At 71.2% G+C, this 18436-nt stretch carries 16 protein-coding genes and 1 tRNA gene; 11 read left to right on the forward strand and 6 right to left on the reverse strand.

Translation table 11 applies throughout. The annotated features are described in order from the left end of the window. Positions 1-61: 61 nt before the first annotated feature. Together I6N91_RS04355 and I6N91_RS04365 are read left to right on the forward strand one after the other, a co-directional pair. Positions 62-138, forward strand: a tRNA-Pro gene (locus I6N91_RS04355). A 267-nt stretch (positions 139-405) separates the two neighbouring features. Beyond that, a complete protein-coding gene (locus tag I6N91_RS04365; protein WP_198810992.1) occupies positions 406-1026 on the forward strand; it encodes a hypothetical protein in 621 nt (206 codons plus the stop codon). Between the two features lie 52 nt (positions 1027-1078). Here I6N91_RS04365 and I6N91_RS04370 read toward each other — a convergent pair whose 3' ends face one another. The 3 genes from I6N91_RS04370 to purD form a co-directional block, all read right to left on the reverse strand. After that, the gene (locus I6N91_RS04370) at positions 1079-1384 is read right to left on the reverse strand and encodes an EthD family reductase (RefSeq protein ID WP_198810994.1); all 306 of its coding nucleotides are present in this window, start codon (positions 1382-1384) and stop codon (positions 1079-1081) included. A gap of 197 nt (positions 1385-1581) precedes the next feature. After that, entirely contained in the window at positions 1582-2481 is a 900-nt protein-coding gene (locus I6N91_RS04375; RefSeq protein WP_198810996.1) for a phosphoribosylaminoimidazolesuccinocarboxamide synthase, read from the reverse strand. Next, the gene (gene purD / locus I6N91_RS04380; RefSeq protein WP_198810998.1) at positions 2478-3776 is read right to left on the reverse strand and encodes a phosphoribosylamine--glycine ligase; all 1299 of its coding nucleotides are present in this window, start codon (positions 3774-3776) and stop codon (positions 2478-2480) included. The genes I6N91_RS04375 and purD overlap by 4 nt, the downstream gene beginning before the upstream one ends. A 104-nt stretch (positions 3777-3880) precedes the next feature. On the opposite strand from purD, the gene I6N91_RS04385 reads away from it, so the two are divergent. The 6 genes from I6N91_RS04385 to I6N91_RS04410 all read left to right on the forward strand — a co-directional run bounded on the left by I6N91_RS04385 (position 3881) and on the right by I6N91_RS04410 (position 9724). Beyond that, positions 3881-5476 (forward strand): molybdopterin-dependent oxidoreductase, encoded by a 1596-nt coding sequence (locus tag I6N91_RS04385; protein ID WP_198811000.1) that lies wholly within the window; start codon positions 3881-3883, stop codon positions 5474-5476. Between the two features lie 132 nt (positions 5477-5608). After that, positions 5609-6628, forward strand: a complete 1020-nt coding sequence (locus I6N91_RS04390; RefSeq protein ID WP_198811002.1) for an asparaginase — start codon at positions 5609-5611, stop codon at positions 6626-6628. 42 nt (positions 6629-6670) lie between these two features. Beyond that, positions 6671-7063 (forward strand): sterol carrier family protein, encoded by a 393-nt coding sequence (locus I6N91_RS04395; protein ID WP_198811004.1) that lies wholly within the window; start codon positions 6671-6673, stop codon positions 7061-7063. Between the two features lie 2 nt (positions 7064-7065). Next, positions 7066-8541 carry a DUF2079 domain-containing protein gene (locus tag I6N91_RS04400; protein WP_198811005.1) on the forward strand — a complete coding sequence of 492 codons (1476 nt, stop codon included), beginning with the start codon at positions 7066-7068 and terminating at the stop codon, positions 8539-8541. Between the two features lie 19 nt (positions 8542-8560). After that, positions 8561-8878 carry a hypothetical protein gene (locus I6N91_RS04405; RefSeq protein ID WP_198811007.1) on the forward strand — a complete coding sequence of 106 codons (318 nt, stop codon included), beginning with the start codon at positions 8561-8563 and terminating at the stop codon, positions 8876-8878. 99 nt (positions 8879-8977) lie between these two features. Continuing rightward, positions 8978-9724, forward strand: coding sequence for a TetR/AcrR family transcriptional regulator C-terminal domain-containing protein (locus tag I6N91_RS04410; RefSeq protein WP_198811009.1), 747 nt, complete (start codon positions 8978-8980; stop codon positions 9722-9724). A gap of 156 nt (positions 9725-9880) precedes the next feature. Here I6N91_RS04410 and I6N91_RS04415 read toward each other — a convergent pair whose 3' ends face one another. Further along, on the reverse strand, positions 9881-10591 hold the full coding sequence (locus I6N91_RS04415; protein WP_198811011.1) for a DUF4386 domain-containing protein: 711 nt from the start codon (positions 10589-10591) through the stop codon (positions 9881-9883). A 166-nt stretch (positions 10592-10757) separates the two neighbouring features. Between I6N91_RS04415 and purF the strand changes: the two genes are divergently transcribed. Together purF and purM are read left to right on the forward strand one after the other, a co-directional pair. Continuing rightward, the gene (gene purF / locus I6N91_RS04420; protein WP_198811013.1) at positions 10758-12314 is read left to right on the forward strand and encodes an amidophosphoribosyltransferase; all 1557 of its coding nucleotides are present in this window, start codon (positions 10758-10760) and stop codon (positions 12312-12314) included. Further along, entirely contained in the window at positions 12311-13429 is a 1119-nt protein-coding gene (purM, locus tag I6N91_RS04425; protein ID WP_198811015.1) for a phosphoribosylformylglycinamidine cyclo-ligase, read from the forward strand. The genes purF and purM overlap by 4 nt, the downstream gene beginning before the upstream one ends. 145 nt (positions 13430-13574) lie before the next feature. Here purM and I6N91_RS04430 read toward each other — a convergent pair whose 3' ends face one another. Next, on the reverse strand, positions 13575-13811 hold the full coding sequence (locus I6N91_RS04430; protein WP_159619981.1) for a DUF3073 domain-containing protein: 237 nt from the start codon (positions 13809-13811) through the stop codon (positions 13575-13577). 290 nt (positions 13812-14101) lie between these two features. Here I6N91_RS04430 and I6N91_RS04435 point away from each other — a divergent pair, with 290 nt between their 5' ends. Then, positions 14102-15598 carry a septum formation family protein gene (locus tag I6N91_RS04435; protein ID WP_198811017.1) on the forward strand — a complete coding sequence of 499 codons (1497 nt, stop codon included), beginning with the start codon at positions 14102-14104 and terminating at the stop codon, positions 15596-15598. A 39-nt stretch (positions 15599-15637) separates the two neighbouring features. Here I6N91_RS04435 and clpB read toward each other — a convergent pair whose 3' ends face one another. After that, positions 15638-18250, reverse strand: a complete 2613-nt coding sequence (gene clpB, locus I6N91_RS04440; RefSeq protein WP_198811019.1) for an ATP-dependent chaperone ClpB — start codon at positions 18248-18250, stop codon at positions 15638-15640. Positions 18251-18436: the final 186 nt, after the last annotated feature.

Consider the following 18436-nt stretch of genomic DNA (forward strand, 5'->3'; position numbering starts at 1 on the left):
CTTCACGGGGTATTCTTGGAAAGTTGCTTTTGCCGCAGGTTATGCGGCGGGAACAATGCATCGGGGTGTGGCGCAGCTTGGTAGCGCGCGTCGTTCGGGACGACGAGGCCGCAGGTTCAAATCCTGTCACCCCGACCAAAGAAGTTAACTCAGGCACGACAGCAGGGGCGTCTCCGCAGGGCGGAGGCGTCCTTTCCTGTGTCCCGGGTTCTCGACCGGGGTTCTGCGTCCAGGCGGTCGCCCCGGCCTGAAGCAGATGGCGTGGAGCAGTTGGCCTGAAGCAGTTGGCCTGAAGCAGCGAGGACGAAGCCGGCGGCGGTCGCGTGTTGGACCCGGGATCACGGGGCCGATGCGGTTGGATTAAGGGCAAGCGAAACCCCGAGCGCCGGAAGAGGCACCCGAACAATGCACAACGCGGCGCAGGTCGTCTCCCGGTTCGGCCCCACCCTGGACCGGGTGGCCGGGCTCATCGACGCCGCGGCCCAGAAGGCCGTGGTGCACTTCCTCAGCGAGTACCAGCCCGAGGAATTCGTCCGCCGGGAGATCTACCGCCACGCCACCCGCGACCGGGTCTGGAACCTGCTGCTGGGAAACCCCGTTCTCGTCGATACCGGCATCACGGCGGTCCCCAGCAACAAGGGCGGCTACCTTTCGGCCGAGGGCATTGGCAGGATCTCCATCCTGACCCGCCCGCCGGGCGTCACCCTCCTTCCGGGCACCGACCCGGAACAGGGCGCCCTCTTCGACCTGCCCGACGCCGGGGACGGCCTCCTGCCCTCCCGGGAGCTGTGGAGCGTCCAGGCCCTGCAGACGGCGATCTACTGGGACCCCACCGCCACCGGGTCCCTGCGCCGGGCGACCCTCAGCGTTGGGTACGACCTGGCGAAGATCCACGCCGTCGTGCTCTCCGAAGTCCTCCTGAACCCCCGCGGCCCCGGCGCACCCGGCCCGCGCTCCCCGGGCCTGGTCGAGGTTCCCCTCGAGGGCTTCGACGAGCTCTTCGCGCCCGGAGGCGCGACGGGCTAAGCGCGGAGCCGTCCGCCGGGTCAATGCCCGGGCCCCGGCCCGGCGGCGGTTCCTACTGCTCCTCGACCTCGCAGAACAGCCCCGTGAAGGATACCCCCAGGCCGCCGAGCTTCTCGAAGAACGCCCCGGCCTCCGGCACGCTGACCGCGCGGGAGGCGGCATCGTAATCATCGAAATAGACATCCAAAGTGCGGTGCGCCGGAGCCGGCGTGCCGTCCTCCTTCGGCCACACCTTCGCGGACTCGAGGCGGACCTGGCCGGGCAGCGCCCTGGCCTTCGCGAGGAGGTCGGGGAATTCCCGCTCGAATGCTTCCGGGTCGGCAGGGACGTCGATGATGAGGGTGATTTTCGTCTGCATAGGACACTTCTCCTCGTGGCGGGCTGAGCGGGCCTCCGGCCGGCACCGCCGCCGCTGTCCAAAGACGTCGGGAGCGGGGCCGGCTGCGGAAATTGTGAGGCGAGTCTAACGCCGCCGACGCGGGGCTCCACCGGGTGCGCCGAAAGTGTCGGTTCCGTGACGTACGCCCCAGCCGCCGCCCGGTGTCCGGGGGACCCTCAGGCGAAGGCCCGGCCGGTCAGGCGCTCGTAGGCCTCGATGTAGCGCCCGCGGGTCCGCTCTACGACGTCGGCGGGGAGGGCCGGCGGCGCCGACACCCGGTCCCAGCCGGAGGCGTCCGAGGTGAGCCAGTCGCGCACGAACTGCTTGTCGAAGGAGGGCTGGGCGCGGCCCGGGGAGTACTGCGAGGCGTCCCAGAACCGGGAGGAATCGGGGGTCAGCACCTCATCGCCCAGGGTGATCCGCCCCGCGACCGGGTCGAGGCCGAATTCCACCTTCGTGTCGGCGAGGATAATCCCGCGCTCCCGGGCGATCACCTCGGCCCGGGAGTAGATGTCCAGGGTCAGCGAACGCAGCTGCGCAGCGGCGTCGTCGCCCACGGTCATGACGACGGCGTCATAGGTGATGTTCTCGTCGTGCTCGCCCACCTCGGCCTTGGCCGAGGGCGTGAACAGCGGCGGGTCGAGCCGGGAGCCGTCCTGCAGCCCGGCCGGCAGCGGCAGGGAGCAGACCGTGCCCGAGGCGCGGTATTCGGCCAGCCCGCTTCCGGTCAGGTAGCCGCGGGCGATGCACTCGATCGGATACATCTCGAGCCGCCGGCAGATCATGGCGCGGCCCGCGACGGCGGCCGGGACCCCGCCGGCCTCGTCCGCGGCCAGCACGTGGTTGCGCACCCCGGTGAGGCGTTCGAACCACCACAGGCTCAGCTGGGTGAGGACCCTGCCCTTGTCCGGGATCTCCGTGGCGAGCACATGGTCGAAGGCGCTGATGCGGTCACTGGCCACCACGAGGACCCGGTCCGGGTCCCCGTCCGCCGGCTCGTACAGGTCGCGCACCTTCCCCGAGTACACGTGCCTCCAGCCGGGCAGGTCCGGGTGCGGGGGTGCGAAGGAGCTCACCGTCCCGCCACCGGCGCGGCGGCCGCCGCGACGTGGATCTCGCCGCGGGCGGCCTTCAGGGCGATGTCGGTGCGGAACTGTCCGCCCTCGAGGTCGATCTCGGCCAGGGCGTCGTAGGCCGTGGCCCGGGCGCCGGCGAGGTCGCCGCCCAGCCCCACGACGGCGAGCACGCGGCCGCCGGAGCTGACCACCTTCCCGTCCTTCTCCGCCGTTCCGGCGTGCAGCACCTGCACGTCCTCATGCTGAGCGGCCCGCTTCAGGCCGCGGATGCGGCCGCCGGTCCGGGGCGCTTCGGGGTAGTTCTCCGCGGCGAGCACCACGGCCACCGCCGTCCGGGGGGACCACTGGAGGCCGCTGAGGCGGTCCAGGCCGCCCCTGGCAGCCGCCAGCAGCACCCCGCCGAGGGGGGTCCGCAGGCGGGCCAGCACGGCCTGGGTCTCGGGGTCGCCGAAGCGTGCATTGAATTCGATGACCCGCATTCCGCGCGAGGTCAGGGCCAGCCCGCAGTACAGCACGCCCACGAAGGGGGTGGCCCGGTTGGCCATCTCGTCGATGACCGGCTGGGCCACGCGCGTCACCACCTCGTCGACGAGGCCGGGCGGCGCCCAGGTCAGGGGCGAGTAGGCGCCCATGCCGCCGGTGTTGGGGCCCACGTCGCCGTCGTGGATGCGCTTGAAGTCCTGGGCCAGGGCGAGCGGGACCACGCTGCATCCGTCGGAGAGTACGAAGAGGGAGACCTCGGGACCGTCGAGGAACTCCTCGATGACCACGCTTCCGCCGGCGTCGAAGCAGCTCTGGGCGTGGGCGAGCGCCTCGGCGCGGTCGCCGGTCACCACGACTCCCTTGCCCGCGGCCAGGCCGTCGTCCTTGACCACGTAGGGGGCGCCGAAGGTATCGAGTGCCTCCTCGGCCGCGGCGGTGGTCGAGGCAACCCGCGCCATCGCCGTCGGAACGCCGGCCGCGGCCATGACCTGCTTGGCGAAGGCCTTCGAGGCCTCGAGCTGCGCGGCGGCCCGGGAGGGCCCGAAGACGGGGATCCCGGCCTCGGTGAGCGCGTCGGCCACGCCGGCGGCCAGGGGCGCCTCGGGGCCGATGACCACCAGATCCGAGCCGAGCCGCTGCGCCAGTTGCGTCACCTCCGCCGGATCACTGGCGTTGATGCTGTGGGTGGGGACGTCCGCGGCGATGCCGGCGTTGCCGGGGGCCGCGTGGACCTCGCGGACGAACGGATCGTTAAGCAGTGCACGGACGATGGCGTGTTCGCGGCCACCGGGGCCAATCACAAGAACCTTCACAGTAGATCAGCGTACTGGGTGCGCCGCACCCCACGAAGCCCGCTCCCCCTGTTACGCCCCGCCCGCCCACCCATACACGGAACCGGCATCTCCGAATACCCGGTATGGACATCCGACGGAAAAGCGCCCGAGCAACGACCCTGCTGGCAGCACTGGCAGGGATCGCGGCGGCGGCACTCCTCCTCGGCGTGGCCGAGCTCGCCGCGGCGTTCTTCACCGCCCGTGCCACGCCGGTGATCGCCCTCGGATCGACGTTCATCGACTTCACCCCCGGGTGGCTGAAGGACTTCGCCATCGCCACCTTCGGGACCGGGGATAAGGCGGCCCTGTTCGTCGGGATGGGCCTGACCATCACCGCCCTCGCGGCGGTCCTCGGCATCGCCGCGTTCCACCGGTGGGTGCTGGGTGCCGTCGGCGTCACCGCGGCGGGCCTGGTCATTGTGGCCAGTGTCCTGTCCCGGGCCGGCGCGTCAACCTACGATGCCCTCCCCTCCCTGATCGGCACGGCCGCCGGGCTGCTGGCCCTCCGGCTCATGATCGCCCGCCTGCCCGCCGCGCGAGCGGTACCCTCCGACCCCGCGCCCGCCGACATGGCGCCCGCCCCCGCGGCGGCGCGGGCCCTGCCGGGCGGGTCCTCGCGGCGTTCGTTCTTCGCCGCCGCCGGCATCACCACGGCGGCGGCGGCCGCCGCCGCGGCCGGGGGCCGCGCCCTGGGCAGCGTGCGCAACAGCGTGGAGGCGGCCCGGCGCAGCCTGCGGCTGCCGGCCCCTGCCAGCCCGGCCCCGGTCCTGCCGGCCGGGCTCGAAGCCCCGGTGGACGGCGTCGTTCCGTGGCTGACCCCGAACCCCGACTTCTACCGCATCGACACCGCCCTCAGCGTCCCCCAGCTCGACGTCGACACCTGGGAACTGAGGGTCCACGGCATGGTCGAGGAGGAGTTCACCCTGACCTTCGACGACCTGCTCGAGGAGGACCTCATCGAGCGGCACATCACGCTCACCTGCGTCTCCAATCCGGTGGGCGGCAACCTCGTGGGCAACGCCAAGTGGCTGGGCTACCCGCTGCGGGACCTGCTTCGGCGGGCGCGGCCGCTGCGGGGCGCCGACATGGTCCTGAGCACCAGCAGCGACGGGTTCAGCGCCTCGACCCCGCTGCCCGTGCTGCAGGACGGGCGCGACGCCATGCTGGCGGTCGCCATGAACGACGAGCCGCTGCCCCTTGAACACGGCTATCCGGTGCGCATGGTGGTGCCGGGGCTGTACGGGTACGTGTCGGCCACCAAGTGGGTGGTCGATCTCGAGGTCACCCGCTTCGCCGACCGGACCTCCTACTGGACCGACCGCGGCTGGTCCGAGAAGGGCCCGATCAAGACGATGGCCCGGGTCGAGGTCCCCCGCTCCTTCGGCAAGGTCGCCGCGGGCACGGTCCAGATCGGCGGGACGGCCTGGTCCCAGACCCGCGGCATCACCCGGGTCGAGGTCTCGGTCGACGACGGGCGGTGGGAGGAGGTGACCCTTGCCGCGGAGGCCTCCGTCGACACCTGGCGCCAGTGGCACCACGAGATCACCGTCGGCCCGGGTTCCCACACGCTGCGCGCCCGCGCCACGGACCCCGCCGACGGGCTCCAGACCGACGAGCGGGCCGACCCCGTGCCCAATGGCGCCTCCGGCTGGCAGTCGGTCCAGTTCACTGCGACCTAGGCCCTTCCACCGGCGCGGGCAGGACGCCGCGCTGCGGGAGCCGCGCCCGCCGGAGGCCCGTCCCCTCCGGCGGGCGCGGCGCCGGCGGAAAGGTGCCGCGGAAGGAGCCGGCGAATAGGCAATACTTGTTCCATGCTTTCAACTTTCAGCTCGGACGACGCCGTTGATCTCGCCGTCCTTGAGCGCAGCGGCCTGATCGAGTCCCGCCACGTGGGATCCGCCGTCGTCCTCGCCGCCGACGGCTCGGTGGTGATCGCGCTGGGCAACGTCGAGGCGCCGATCTACCCGCGCTCCACCCTCAAGCCCTTCCAGGCTCTGGCCACCATGAAGTCAGGGGTGCCCCTGCGCGGCCCGCAGGTGGCCCTCGCGGCCGCCAGCCACGTAGGCAGCGCCGAACATCTGGACGTGGTGAAGACAATGCTCAATGCCGCCGGCGTGAGCGAAGAGCACCTCCAGTGCCCGGAGGACTGGCCGCAGGACGAGGCCACCCGGACCCAGCTGGTCCTCTCCGGCAAGGGAAAACAGCGCATCGCGTTCAACTGCTCCGGCAAGCACGCAGGATTCCTGTGGGCGTGCACCGAGAACAACTGGGACCATTCCACCTACCTCGACCGGGGCCACCCGCTGCAGCAGAGCATCGCCGAGGTCATCGAGGAGTACACCGGAGAGGCGCCGGCGCACTGGGGCGTGGACGGCTGTGGGGCGCCCGTGGCCGCGGTGTCCCTCACCGGCCTGGCCCGGGGCATCGGCAGGATCGCCAAGGCCCCCTCGGACAAGTACGCGGACGCGCGCGCCGCGACGGTGGCCACCGCCATGCTCGATTACCCGTGGGCCGTGCACGGCCGCGGCCAGGACAACTCCGTGGTCATGGAGGAGCTGGGCATCCTCGCCAAGAGCGGTGCGGAGGGCGTGCTGGTCCTGGCCGCACCCACCGGCGCGTCCCTGGCACTGAAGGTCCTCGACGGCAACCTGCGGGCGGCCACCCTGGTGGGCCTGAGCCTGTTCGCCGCCGCCGGGGCCATCGACGCCGCGGAGGTTGGCGCGGTGCTTGAGCGGGTGGTCCCGCGCGTCCTCGGCGGTGGACGCCCCGTGGGCAGCCTGCGCCTCGCCGCGCCCGTGCTGGCCCAGCTTGACGCGGGTTCGCTGAGCTGAGGTCCGGGCACCGGAGGCAGGATCGGCACCGAAAGGGACGGTATGGCACGACGACGCATCAGCGCCGAGGACGGGTACGCCGCCCTCCGGGCCGCGCCGGGTGGCGGCCGGGCCGAGAAGGCCGCGGCCGTGCGCTTCTGCCTTGAGGAACTCGCTGAACGGGCCCCGGGCAACAGCGTCGAAGTGCGCGTGCCGCCCTTCGGCGTGACGCAGTGCGTCGAAGGGCCCCGCCACACCCGGGGCACCCCGCCCAATGTCGTCGAAACCGATCCGCAGACCTGGCTGGAGCTGGCCACCGGCGCCCTGTCGTGGAGCGGCGCAGTGGCCGCCGGAAGGGTCTCGGCCTCCGGGCAGCGGGCCGATCTTGGCGCCTGGCTGCCACTGTTCCCCGACGTGCCTCCTCCGGCCGCCGGGCCTCCCGTTCCGGACCGGTAGCCATGGCGCATCCAGCACCGGCGCCGCACCGGAGCACCGGCCGGCCGGAATTGCGCCGCCGGGGCCCGGCCCGCGCCGTCGCCCTGGCCGCCGCGGCCGGCGGTGCCCTCCGGCGCCAGCCGGCCGGCGCCTGGCTGATCGCCGGCGCCGTCACGGCCCTCTACTGCGCCTACTCCACCGCGCAGTGGCACCGGCTCGAGTCGCCGTCGTGGGACCTGGGGATCTTCACCCAGCTCGCCAAGGCCTACGCGGGATTCGATGCGCCCATCGTTCCGATCAAGGGCGCGTCCTTCAACCTGCTCGGGGACCACTTCCATCCGCTGCTGGTCCTGCTCGGGCCGGTCTACGCGCTGTTCCCCTCGGCCTTCGCCCTCCTGGTGGTGCAGAACCTGCTGTTCGGGCTCTCGGTGTTCGTCGTCGCCCGCACCGGGCTGCGGGAGCTCGGCCGGGCCGGCGGGACCGCCGTCGGGCTGGCCTACGGCCTGTCCTGGGGGCTGCAGGCCGCCGCCGCCGCCCAGTTCCATGAGATCGCCTTCGCTGTGCCGCTGCTCGCCCTCAGCTGCGAGGCGCTGATCCGCCGGCGCCTTGCCGCGGCCGTGGCCTGGGGTGCGCTGCTGGTCTTCGTGAAGGAGGACCTGGGCCTGACGGTGATCGCGCTGGGTCTGGTCATCGCACTGCGCTTCCGGCACGCGGCCGGCCTCTGGCTCGCCGTCTGGGGCGCGCTCTGGCTCCTGCTCTCGGTGCGGGTGATCCTGCCGGGCCTGAACTCCGCGGGATCCTATGACTATGCCGGCCGCGTCGACGCGGAGGCGATGGTGGCCGACCCCCTGCAGGCGGCGGCCGACTTCTTCTCCGGGGCGCCCAAGTACGAGACGGCGCTCCTGCTCCTGGTGGCCGGCGGGGTAGTCTTCCTGCGCTCCCCGCTGGCGCTGGTCCTGGTGCCGACCCTGCTCTGGCGCTTCGCCTCCACCGAGGTGGGCTACTGGGGGCCGGGCTGGCATTACAGCGCCGTGCTCATGCCCGTGCTCTTCCTGGCCCTGATCGACGCCGCGGCCCGGCTCCGGCGCAGCGGGCGCACCCTGCCGCGGGTCCTCGCCGGGGCCGGGTGCGCCTGCGCCGCGGCCGCCGCGCTGGCCCTGCTGCCCGGCCAGTCCCTGGCGGAGCTCGCCGACCCTGAAACCTACCGGCAGTCCCCGCGGTGGGACGCCGCGCACCGGCTGATCGAGGCAGTGCCCCGAGGGGCCAGCGTGGAGACCGGCGTGGGGCTGATGGCCTACCTCGTGCCCCGGTCCGAGGTGTACTGGATCGGGAACACCAACCCGGCCCCCGACTTCCTCCTCGTTGACGCCGAGGACTGGAGCTGGGGCACCACTCCCCCGGCCGACGCCGAGGCGCACGCCGAGGAGACCTACCCGGGCACCGCCTACACCCTGGTGTTCGCCGAGGACGGCTATCAGTTGGTCGAACGGACCGGCTGATCGCCGGTAGCCTTAATTCATGAGCTCCGAGACCCCGCCGTCCAACAGCCCGTCCGGGCGCCCCGCCGAGCGCCGGGAGGTGAGCGTGCGCCGCGCCCCCCGGTTCGCCCCGTTCATGCTGCTTGGAGTGGCGGCCGGCTTCATCGCCGCCCTCATCATCGCCTACACGAGCCCGCCCGATCCCACCCTGACCCGCGAATCCGTCCTGGGATTCTTCTTCGTCGTCCTGGCACTGCCAGGGCTGCTGCTTGGCGCCCTCGTGGTCCTGGTGCTCGACCGGCGCAGCGTGCGCCGGGCCCGCCGCCTCTCGGCCGACCCCATTGACGACGACGCCTGAGCCCGCCCTCCTCCAACCGGTTCCGCCCGCCGAACCCGAGGCGTACACTGTACTCCTAACGATTCGACCGGGCGTGCGGCACAGGACAAGGTGGCGGCAATGACGGACACTCTCCAGGCCGGGCCGCGCCCGCGCCTGAACCGGGCCCGGGTGCTGGAGGCCGCGGTGGCCCTTGCCGATGAGATCGGCATCGACTCCCTCAGCATGCGCCGGCTCGCCCAGGAGCTCCGGGTGGTGCCGATGGCCCTCTACAAACACGTAGCCAATAAGGAGGAACTCCTCGACGGCATGGTCGACGTCATCGTCGGCGAGATCGATCCTCCGGCGGCCGACGCCGACTGGAAGAGCGGGGTGCGGTCGAGGATCCTCTCGGCGCGGCACACCCTGCAGCGGCACCCCTGGGCGCGCCGGGCGATCGAGACCCGCACCGCCATGACCCCTCGGGTGCTCGACTATATGGAATCCTTCGTCGGTGTGTTCCTGACCGGCGGATTGTCCCTCGACCTCACCCACCACGCCATGCACGCCCTCGGTGGGCGGATGTGGGGATTCACCCAGGAACTGTTCGAGGACCCCGCGGCCCCGGCGCCGGCCGTATCGGACGCCGACCGGGCCGAGATGCTGCGGCAGGCGGCTCAGCGTTATCCGAACGTGGTGGCGATCGCGACGTCGGTGACGCACGACGAGGGGTCGGTGGTCGGGCACGGCTGCGACGACGAGTTCGAGTTCGAGTTCGCCCTCGATCTGCTGCTCGACGGCTTCGAGCGGCTTCACGCGCGGGGCTGGACCTCGCAGGGGGCGAAAACCCAATTGCTGAAACCCGAGGCGTCGACAACCGCCCGCTGACGCACCCACCCACCGACACACCGGCCCCACCGGCGGCGTCGGCCGGGTTCCCGGCCCCGGCCGCCCGGACACGGGAACGGCGGGGACCGCGCCGCTGGGCGCGGTCCCCGCCGGTTCACCCGCCGGCCGGAATGTCCCCGCCGGCCGTTCATCGAACTAGGCGGGCACGCGGTCGCCCGGCGTCCGGGCCGCGTCGAGCGCCGCCACGGCCGGGGAGCGGAAGCCCCTGGCGATCAGGTAGACCGCAAGGCATACCTCCCAGGCGAAGACCGGGAGGGCTGCCACCGCTGCCCACACCGAGACCTGCTCGTAGAGGCCGAACATCTGGGCCGCCCCCGAGGCGAAGACCAGAGGCCCTCCCACCAGTCCCAGCACGGCGATGAACCGCGGCACCAGTTCTGACCGGTAGAGCAGGTAGGCCAGGAGCAGGGTGTTCGTTCCGCAGATGAAACTCGGCCCGACGAGGAAGGTCCAGTTGTTGAAGGCGACCAGGGCGCTGCCGAGGGCGAGCGTCTCCGGGCCCGCCTGCGGAAGGTCCTGCCGCAGTGTCACGAGCGTCAGGAGGGCGACGACGCCGGCGGTGATCACGGCGCCCTCGAGGGTACGCAGCGCCACATATCCCAGGGCGATCCCTTCGTTCTGCCGCCGGACCACGGGGTAGAGGGCAACGCCGGTTCCGACGATGGCCAGCACGAGCAGCACATCGAGAAAGGCTGCAAGGACCACCAGCGACTCCGGCCCCGAGCCGGTGATGTACTCCGGATTGCCGAGCGCCGGAACGTAGAGCAGCCGCGCCGCGATCGACGTGACGTGCGTGATGAGGAAGAGGACGCCGGCGACGGCGGCGGTCCTTCGCAGTGAGGTCATTTTCCACTCTCTCGGGTGTTTGGCGTACGGCGTACACCATCAGAACCCCAACGTTAGGTGTACGCCGTATACAAGTCAAGGGATGGGAAGACTTTTTTCGACCGCCGCAGGAAGCCGGGCGCCGTCACGTTCAGGCGCCGCATCCGGCCCGTGAGAGAATGGGTCCATGGTGCGCGGTGATGGAAAACTTACCCACGATCTTCTCCCCAACGAAAAAGGCCCCCAGGATGCCTGCGGCGTTTTCGGCGTCTGGGCCCCGGGCGAAGAGGTGGCCAAGCTGACGTACTACGGCCTGTACGCCCTGCAGCACCGGGGGCAGGAGTCCGCCGGCATCGCCACCAGCGATGGGGCGCGCATCAATGTGTATAAGGACATGGGCCTGGTGTCCCAGGTGTTCGACGAGACCACCCTCAACACCCTCACCGGCCACATCGCCGTCGGCCACTGCCGGTACTCCACCACGGGAGCCTCCCAGTGGGCCAACGCCCAGCCCACCCTGGGCGCCACCGCCGCGGGCACCGTCGCCCTGGCCCACAACGGCAACCTGACGAACTCCGCCGAGCTCTACCAGATGGTCCTTGACCGGCACGGCGTCCCCCGTTCCGGGGAGATCGCCCAGGGCAACACCACCGACACCGCCCTGGTCACGGCGCTGCTGGCCGGCGATGAGGGCCGCTCGCTGGAGGAAACGGCGATGGACCTGCTGCCGAACATCCGCGGCGCCTTCTGCTTCGTGTTCATGGACGAAGGAACCCTCTACGCGGCACGGGACACCTACGGGGTGCGCCCGCTGGTGCTCGGCCGCCTCGAGCGCGGCTGGGTCGTCGCCTCCGAGCAGGCCGCGCTGGCCACCGTGGGCGCGAGCTTCATCCGGGAGATCGAGCCCGGGGAGTTCATTGCCATCGACGAGGACGGAGTCCGCTCAAGCCGCTTCGGGTCCTCGACGGCCGCCGGATGCGTCTTCGAGTACGTGTACCTGGCCCGGCCCGACGCCGCCATCGCCGGTCGCTCGGTGTACGAATCCCGGGTGGAGATGGGCCGCCAGCTCGCCCGCGAGAACTCTGCGCAGGCCGACATCGTCATCCCCGTGCCCGAATCGGGCACCCCCGCCGCCGTCGGATTTGCCGAGCAGTCGGGCATCCCCTTCGCCCACGGTTTCGTCAAGAACGCCTACGTGGGGCGCACCTTCATCCAGCCCAGCCAGACCCTCCGCCAGCTGGGCATCAAGCTGAAGCTCAACGCTCTGGAATCGGTGATCCGCGGCAAGCGCATCATCGTCGTCGACGACTCCATCGTGCGCGGCAACACCCAGCGGGCCGTGGTGCGGATGCTGCGGGAGGCCGGAGCGGCCGAGGTCCATGTCAAGATCTCCTCGCCGCCGGTCCGCTGGCCCTGCTTCTACGGCATCGACTTCGCCTCCCGCGCCGAACTGATCGCCAACGGCGCCGCGGTGGAGGAGATCAGCAAGTCGATCGGCGCCGACAGCCTCGCCTACATCTCCGAGGACGGCATGATCGAGGCAACGCAGCAGCCCCGCGAGCGGCTGTGCACGGCGTGCTTCACCGGCACGTACCCCATCGAACTTCCCGCCGCCGACCGCCTGGGCAAGCACCTCCTGGAGCTCAACCCGGCCGACAAGACCGGTGCCGACGGGTGCGATCCCGGGCCGGACACCGAATTCGAAGCTGTACTCACCGACGCCGACAGGAAAGAACGGGTATGAACCCCTCCCCCAATCCCATCACCTACGCAAGTGCAGGAGTGGACGTCGAGGCCGGTGACCGCGCAGTCGAACTGATGAAAGGCGCGGTGAAGGCCACCCACGGCGCCGAGGTGATCGGGGGCGTCGGCGGCTTCGCCGGCCTGTACGACGTGTCGAAGCTGCTGACCTACCGTCGGCCGCTGCTGGCGACCTCCACCGACGGCGTCGGCACCAAGGTCGCCATCGCCCAGGCCATGGACATCCACGACACCATCGGCTTCGACCTGGTGGGCATGGTCGTCGACGACATCGTGGTGGTCGGCGCGGAGCCGCTCTACATGACCGACTACATCGCCTGCGGCAGGGTGGTTCCCGAGCGCATCGCCGCCATTGTCCGTGGCATCGCCGCCGCCTGCTCGGTCGCCGGAACCGCACTGGTGGGCGGGGAGACCGCCGAGCACCCGGGCCTGCTCGGGGAGCACGAGTACGACGTCGCCGGTGCGGCCACCGGTGTCGTGGAGGCCGACGGGCTGCTCGGACCGGACCGCGTGCGGGAGGGCGACGTCGTCATCGGCATGGCCGCCTCGGGTCTGCACTCCAACGGCTACTCCCTGGTGCGCCGGGTCATCAACTCGGCCGGGTGGGCCCTTGACCGACAGGTCTCCGAACTGGGCCGTACGCTGGGCGAGGAACTGCTCGAGCCCACGCGCATCTACGCCGCCGACTGCCTCGACCTCGCCCGCTACACCGGCGCCGCCGTGCACGGGTTCAGCCACGTGACCGGCGGCGGGCTCGCCGCGAACCTCGCCCGGGTCCTCCCCCGCGGTATGGAGGCCACCGTGGACCGCTCCACTTGGGCGCTACCGCCCATCTTCGCCCTCGTCTCCGAACTCGGCAACGTGCCCCTGCCCGATCTGGAGCGCACCCTGAACCTGGGCGTGGGCATGGTGGCCATCGTTGGGGCCGAGGGGGCCGACGCCGCCTTGGCGCGCCTCGCCGAGCGCGGCGTCCCCGCCTGGGCCATGGGCACCGTGGGCTCAGCCGCCGGATCGGCCGCGACGGACGGACCGGACTACGTGCAGGGCGCCAAGGGCGTCGACGGCGGAGCGGTCCGGCTGGTGGGCTCCTACGCCTGAGGCCTGCGCCTCCGGGCCGGACAGGCCGGCAGGAAGAACGAACGAAAGAGCGGTGCACCGGGTGCACCGCTCTTTCAATGTCTATTTGCTGCCGACCCGCGAAAGCCCGAAGCGGGGATCAGAGGATTATCCGGCGCGCCGGAGGCTATCCCGTGCGCCGCGAACCGTCTTCTCCGTCGTCGTCAAATTCGTCCGCATACTTGTCCGCATACTCCGAATAGTCCGGTTCCACCGGTTCGAGAGGTTCACTGCGTCGGTTGGAGGCATGGCTACCAGGGCCTGTGAGCTCGCGCTGCAGTGCCGTGTAGTCGGTCGCGGGGCTGAAGTACTTCATGTCCCGTGCCTGCTTGGTAGCTTTTGCCTTTTGACGGCCGCGCCCCATGGCGTGACCCCCTTTGTGCGTCGATCCGGAGGTGGTCACTGGGGCACAAAGGCCCAAGGCTGCAGCGAGGCCCCGGAGTAATTGGTCAATTTATCGTAACTATAGGTTACATGCTTTAACGTGAGTCCGCGTGCCGTTGTGACCTGCATGACGGATCGCCCGCCCACTGCCCTGAAAGGGCGCGAACCGGCGGGCTAAGGTCAGCGCCCGAGCGCCGGAAATTTGGATAGAGTTCTGCCCTAAGGGCCCATTTCCGGGCGCAGAACGAAAACCCTCCGAGGAGACAACGGTTGGCTACGAAGAATCGGGAGAACGCCCAGCGTGGTCCGGAGGATCAGGGGAAGCGGGATGCCGGCGGGCACCAGGATGCCGCCCGGGATGCGGACCTGGACACCGACGCCGTCGGGCCCGCGGGCGCCACGGAGGCCACCGCCGCCGGCGCACCGGCGGAACCCGAGCTGTCGGTGACCGCTGAGGACCTGACGCTCGCCGAACCGGTGCTGGCACCTGCGTCCGTCAGCAAGACCACCGCCGACGCCGCAGCCCTCGAGGACGCGGCGGCGGAGGCCCAGGCAGTGGCGGACGAGGCCGAGGACGCCGGCACCCTCCTGGCCGGTCCCCTGCCTGCCAACGCGCCGACCGTGACGGCGGCTCCGTCGGGCACCGCACCTGCGGGCGGTCCCGCCGGCGACGTGGCGGATCCCACCCTCCAGAGCAGTGAGGCCCAGGGCGGGAGCCCCCGGTCCGGCGCCTCCGCGGCCGGCGGGTCAACCGGTTCGTCCATCCCGGACGGCCGGGGTGGGGAAACCCCTTCCGGCGACGCGCCTCCCGCCGGGCCCGCCGGGGAGCAGCCCGCTCCCAACAGCTCCGCGGGTTCCACCTCCGGCCGGTCCGCCGGAGATCCGTCCGCCCCCAACGCGACCGCGGACGGTTCCGCCGAGGACGCCGGCACGGGTGGACCCGACGCTTCCGCGGCCGACGATACCGAGGACCTCCGCCTCGCCTCCGTCCTTGAAACGGTGGCGGTCGGATCGGGCGCCGCCCACTCCGGCCTCCTCGCGGGAACCGATCCGGCCGCTCTCGGTGTCGGCCCCGCGGCTTCGTCCGGTGCCACCGGACGGGCCGGCGCGACCGCCGTCTCCCGCAGCGCATCCGGTGGACCGGAGACCGCCGAGCCGTCGGCAGAGGCCCGCCGGTCCGTCTGGGCTCCGGCCGGCGACGCCGGCGACCCCGTGGGCCCGCGGCGGGCGCGGTCCCGTGAGCGCCGGGAGAAGTCCCGGCGCCCGGTGGCGATCCTTGTCCTCGGCGGTGTCGCGGTCCTGGCCCTGGTCGTCTGGGCGGCCATCAGCCTGGTGCGCGGTCTGACCGGCGCCGGCGACCCCCAGTCGCCGGAGGACATCCCGACGGCGGCCGGCGCTGACGGGGTGATTGCCGAAGACGTCCCGCCGTCGGTCCTGACGGCCGGCCACTGCCTCCTTGATTTCACCGACATCGAGAGCGATGTCACCATCGTGACCTGCTCGACGCCGCACCGGGCCCAGCTGATCGCCTCGGAGTTCTATCCAGACGACGCCAAGTTCCCCGGCCGCGATCAGCTCGGGGCCCGGGCCGACGCGGCCTGTGAAACCGCCCCGATCGACTCCGGCGTCGCGGCCGGAGCCGGCAGGATCGAACTGCTGCGCGTGACGCCGACCGAGGGCACGTGGGCCGACGGCGACCGCCGGGTTGACTGCTTCGCCGTCCTGCAGGACGGTGCGACGCTGAGCCGGAGCCTGCTCACCGAGTAGGCTCCGGCCTGCTGGAGGAGAGCTGCGGGGCCTGCGCGCCTAGGTGACCGCGCGCAGGCTCAGCCCCTCCCGCTGGCCGTCGGCACTTCCATCGCCGTCCCGGTCGACCAGGACCCGGTCCCCGTCGGTGATCTCCCCGGCCAGGATTCCCCGGGCGAGCTGGTCGCCGATCTCCCGCTGCACGAGCCGGCGCAGGGGCCGGGCGCCGTAGGCGGGGTCGAACCCGGTGAGGGCCAGCCACTCGCTGGCCGCCGGCGTGACCTCGAGCGTGAGGCGGCGCTCCTGCAGCCGCTTGCCCAGCGCCTCCACCTGAAGGTCGACGATCTTCGACAGCTCATCGAGGCTGAGCGCGTCGAAGATGATCACGTCGTCGAGCCGGTTGAGGAACTCCGGCCGGAAACTGGCGTTCACCGTCGCCATCACGGTCTGGCGGCGGGCCGCGTCATCGAGCGAGGGATCCATCAGGAACTGCGAGCCCAGGTTGGAGGTCAGCACCAGGATGACATTGCGGAAATCCACGGTGCGTCCCTGCCCGTCGGTCAGGCGGCCGTCGTCGAGCACCTGCAGGAGGATGTCGAAGACCTCCGGGTGAGCCTTCTCCACCTCGTCGAGCAGCACGACGCTGTAGGGACGGCGGCGCACCGCCTCGGTGAGCTGGCCGCCCTCCTCGTAACCGACATAGCCCGGAGGCGCGCCGACGAGCCGGGCCACCGAGTGCTTCTCGGAGTATTCGGACATGTCGATGCGCACCATGGAGCGCTCGTCGTCGAACAGGAAGTCCGCCAGCGCCTTCGCGAGTTCGGTCTTGCCCACACCGGTCGGACCGAGGAACAGGAAGGAGCCGGTGGGCCGGTTCGGGTCGGACACCCCGGCCCGGGCACGGCGCACCGCATCCGAGACCGACGCGACCGCCTTGGACTGGCCGATCAGCCGGGACCCGATGACCTCCTCCATGTGCAGCAGCTTCTGGCTCTCGCCCTGCAGCATGCGCCCGGCGGGAATGCCGGTCCACGCCGAGATGACCTCCGCGATGTCATTGGCCGTCACCTCTTCGGCCACCATCAGCTCCGGGGCCTCCCCCGCCGACTCCTGCTCGGCGGCCTGGGCGGCATCGAGTTCGCGCTGCACCTGCGGAATCTCCCCGTAGAGGATTCGCGAGGCCGTCTCCAGGTCGCCCTCGCGCTGTGCCTTGTCGGCCTGGGAGCGCAGCTCGTCGAGGGAAGCCTTCAGGTCGCCGACCCGGTTCAGGCCCGCCTTCTCGGCCTCCCACCGGGCGTTAAGCGCCGTCAGCTCCTCCTGCCGGTCCGCCATGACCGCGCGCAGGTCCTCGAGCCTCTCCTGGGATGCTTCGTCGGTCTCCCGTTCCAGCGCGAGCTCCTCCATGCGCATCCTGGCCATAGCGCGGCGCAGCTCGTCGATCTCCACCGGGGCGGAGTCGATCTCCATGCGCATCCGGGACGCTGCCTCGTCGACGAGGTCGATGGCCTTGTCCGGCAGCTGCCGCCCGGAGATGTACCGGTTGGACAGGCTCGCCGCGGCCACCAGGGCGGAGTCGGCGATGGAGACCTTGTGGTGGGCCTCGTAGCGTTCCTTGAGCCCGCGGAGGATGCCGATGGTGTCCTCCACCGACGGCTCTCCCACATAGACCTGCTGGAAGCGACGCTCCAGCGCCGGGTCCTTCTCCACATTCTCGCGGTACTCGTCAAGGGTCGTGGCGCCGATCAGACGCAGCTCGCCGCGGGCCAGCATGGGCTTGAGCATGTTGCCGGCGTCCATCGATCCCTCGGCGGCCCCGGCCCCGACCACGGTGTGCAGCTCGTCGATGAAGGTGACGACCTGCCCGTTGGAGGAGCGGATCTCCTCCAACACGGCCTTGAGCCGCTCCTCGAATTCGCCGCGGTACTTCGCGCCGGCGATCATCGAGCCGAGGTCGAGGCTGATGAGGGACTTGCCGCGGAGGGATTCGGGGACGTCGCCTTCGACCATCCGCTGCGCGAGACCTTCGACGACGGCCGTCTTGCCGACGCCGGGCTCCCCGATCAGCACGGGGTTGTTCTTGGTGCGGCGCGAGAGCACCTGGACCACGCGGCGGATCTCGGAGTTCCGCCCGATCACCGGGTCGAGCTTGCCCGCCCGCGCCAGCTCGGTGAGGTCGACGCCGAACTTCTCAAGGGCCTGGAAGGTGTTCTCCGGGTCGGCGGAGGTTACCCTGCGGTCGCCCCGGACCCCGGGGAGCGCGGCGGCGAGCGCGTCGCGGGAGATTCCGGCCTCGCGCAGGATCCTGCCGGCCGGACCGGAGTCTGCTGCGAGCCCGAGCAGCAGGTGCTCGGTTGAGACGAACTGGTCCCCCAGCACTTCGGCCTCCTGCTGGGCAGCCGAAACCACCTGCAGGGCCCCCCGGGAGAACTGGGCCTGGGCCACGTTCGACCCCGAGGAGGAGGGCAGGGCGCGGATGGCCGTGCTGGCCTGCACGCTGATGTCGTCGGGCGAGGCGCCGGCGGCCTTGAGCAGGGCCACGGCGATGCCCTCCCGCTGATCCATCAGCGCCTTGAGGAAGTGCGGCGTTTCGACCTGCGGATTGCCCGCCGTCGAAGCGTTCATCGCCGCAGCCGAAAGAGCCTCCTGGCTCTTGGTGGTGAATTTTGCGTCCATCAACCCATCCTTCGCTATCGACGATGTTCCTGCTCGGAACACCCTCCAAAACCTAAGTTGAGTGTACCTGACTCAACCTTGTCGCGCGGAATTTTATGCCCGGTCCGCCTCCAGCGAAGCCGCCGGCTGCTGCCCGGCCCGCCGGCGTTCTTTCGAACCCGGTCCGGAGAGGGGCCGCTGTCGGCC

Source organism: Arthrobacter sp. MSA 4-2, assembly GCF_016405885.1.
Classification (GTDB): domain Bacteria; phylum Actinomycetota; class Actinomycetes; order Actinomycetales; family Micrococcaceae; genus Arthrobacter_D.

What these genes read in the sequence shown, in the direction of transcription:
- clpB (WP_198811019.1), bottom strand. Translation starts at nt 18,250, where the DNA reads ATGGACGCAAAATTCACCACCAAGAGCCAGGAGGCTCTTTCGGCTGCG.
- I6N91_RS04410 (WP_198811009.1), top strand. Translation starts at nt 8,978, where the DNA reads ATGACGGACACTCTCCAGGCCGGGCCGCGCCCGCGCCTGAACCGGGCC.
- purF (WP_198811013.1), top strand. Translation starts at nt 10,758, where the DNA reads ATGGTGCGCGGTGATGGAAAACTTACCCACGATCTTCTCCCCAACGAA.
- I6N91_RS04405 (WP_198811007.1), top strand. Translation starts at nt 8,561, where the DNA reads ATGAGCTCCGAGACCCCGCCGTCCAACAGCCCGTCCGGGCGCCCCGCC.
- I6N91_RS04370 (WP_198810994.1), bottom strand. Translation starts at nt 1,384, where the DNA reads ATGCAGACGAAAATCACCCTCATCATCGACGTCCCTGCCGACCCGGAA.
- I6N91_RS04430 (WP_159619981.1), bottom strand. Translation starts at nt 13,811, where the DNA reads ATGGGGCGCGGCCGTCAAAAGGCAAAAGCTACCAAGCAGGCACGGGAC.
- I6N91_RS04415 (WP_198811011.1), bottom strand. Translation starts at nt 10,591, where the DNA reads ATGACCTCACTGCGAAGGACCGCCGCCGTCGCCGGCGTCCTCTTCCTC.
- I6N91_RS04385 (WP_198811000.1), top strand. Translation starts at nt 3,881, where the DNA reads ATGGACATCCGACGGAAAAGCGCCCGAGCAACGACCCTGCTGGCAGCA.
- purM (WP_198811015.1), top strand. Translation starts at nt 12,311, where the DNA reads ATGAACCCCTCCCCCAATCCCATCACCTACGCAAGTGCAGGAGTGGAC.
- I6N91_RS04390 (WP_198811002.1), top strand. Translation starts at nt 5,609, where the DNA reads ATGCTTTCAACTTTCAGCTCGGACGACGCCGTTGATCTCGCCGTCCTT.
- I6N91_RS04400 (WP_198811005.1), top strand. Translation starts at nt 7,066, where the DNA reads ATGGCGCATCCAGCACCGGCGCCGCACCGGAGCACCGGCCGGCCGGAA.
- I6N91_RS04365 (WP_198810992.1), top strand. Translation starts at nt 406, where the DNA reads ATGCACAACGCGGCGCAGGTCGTCTCCCGGTTCGGCCCCACCCTGGAC.
- I6N91_RS04395 (WP_198811004.1), top strand. Translation starts at nt 6,671, where the DNA reads ATGGCACGACGACGCATCAGCGCCGAGGACGGGTACGCCGCCCTCCGG.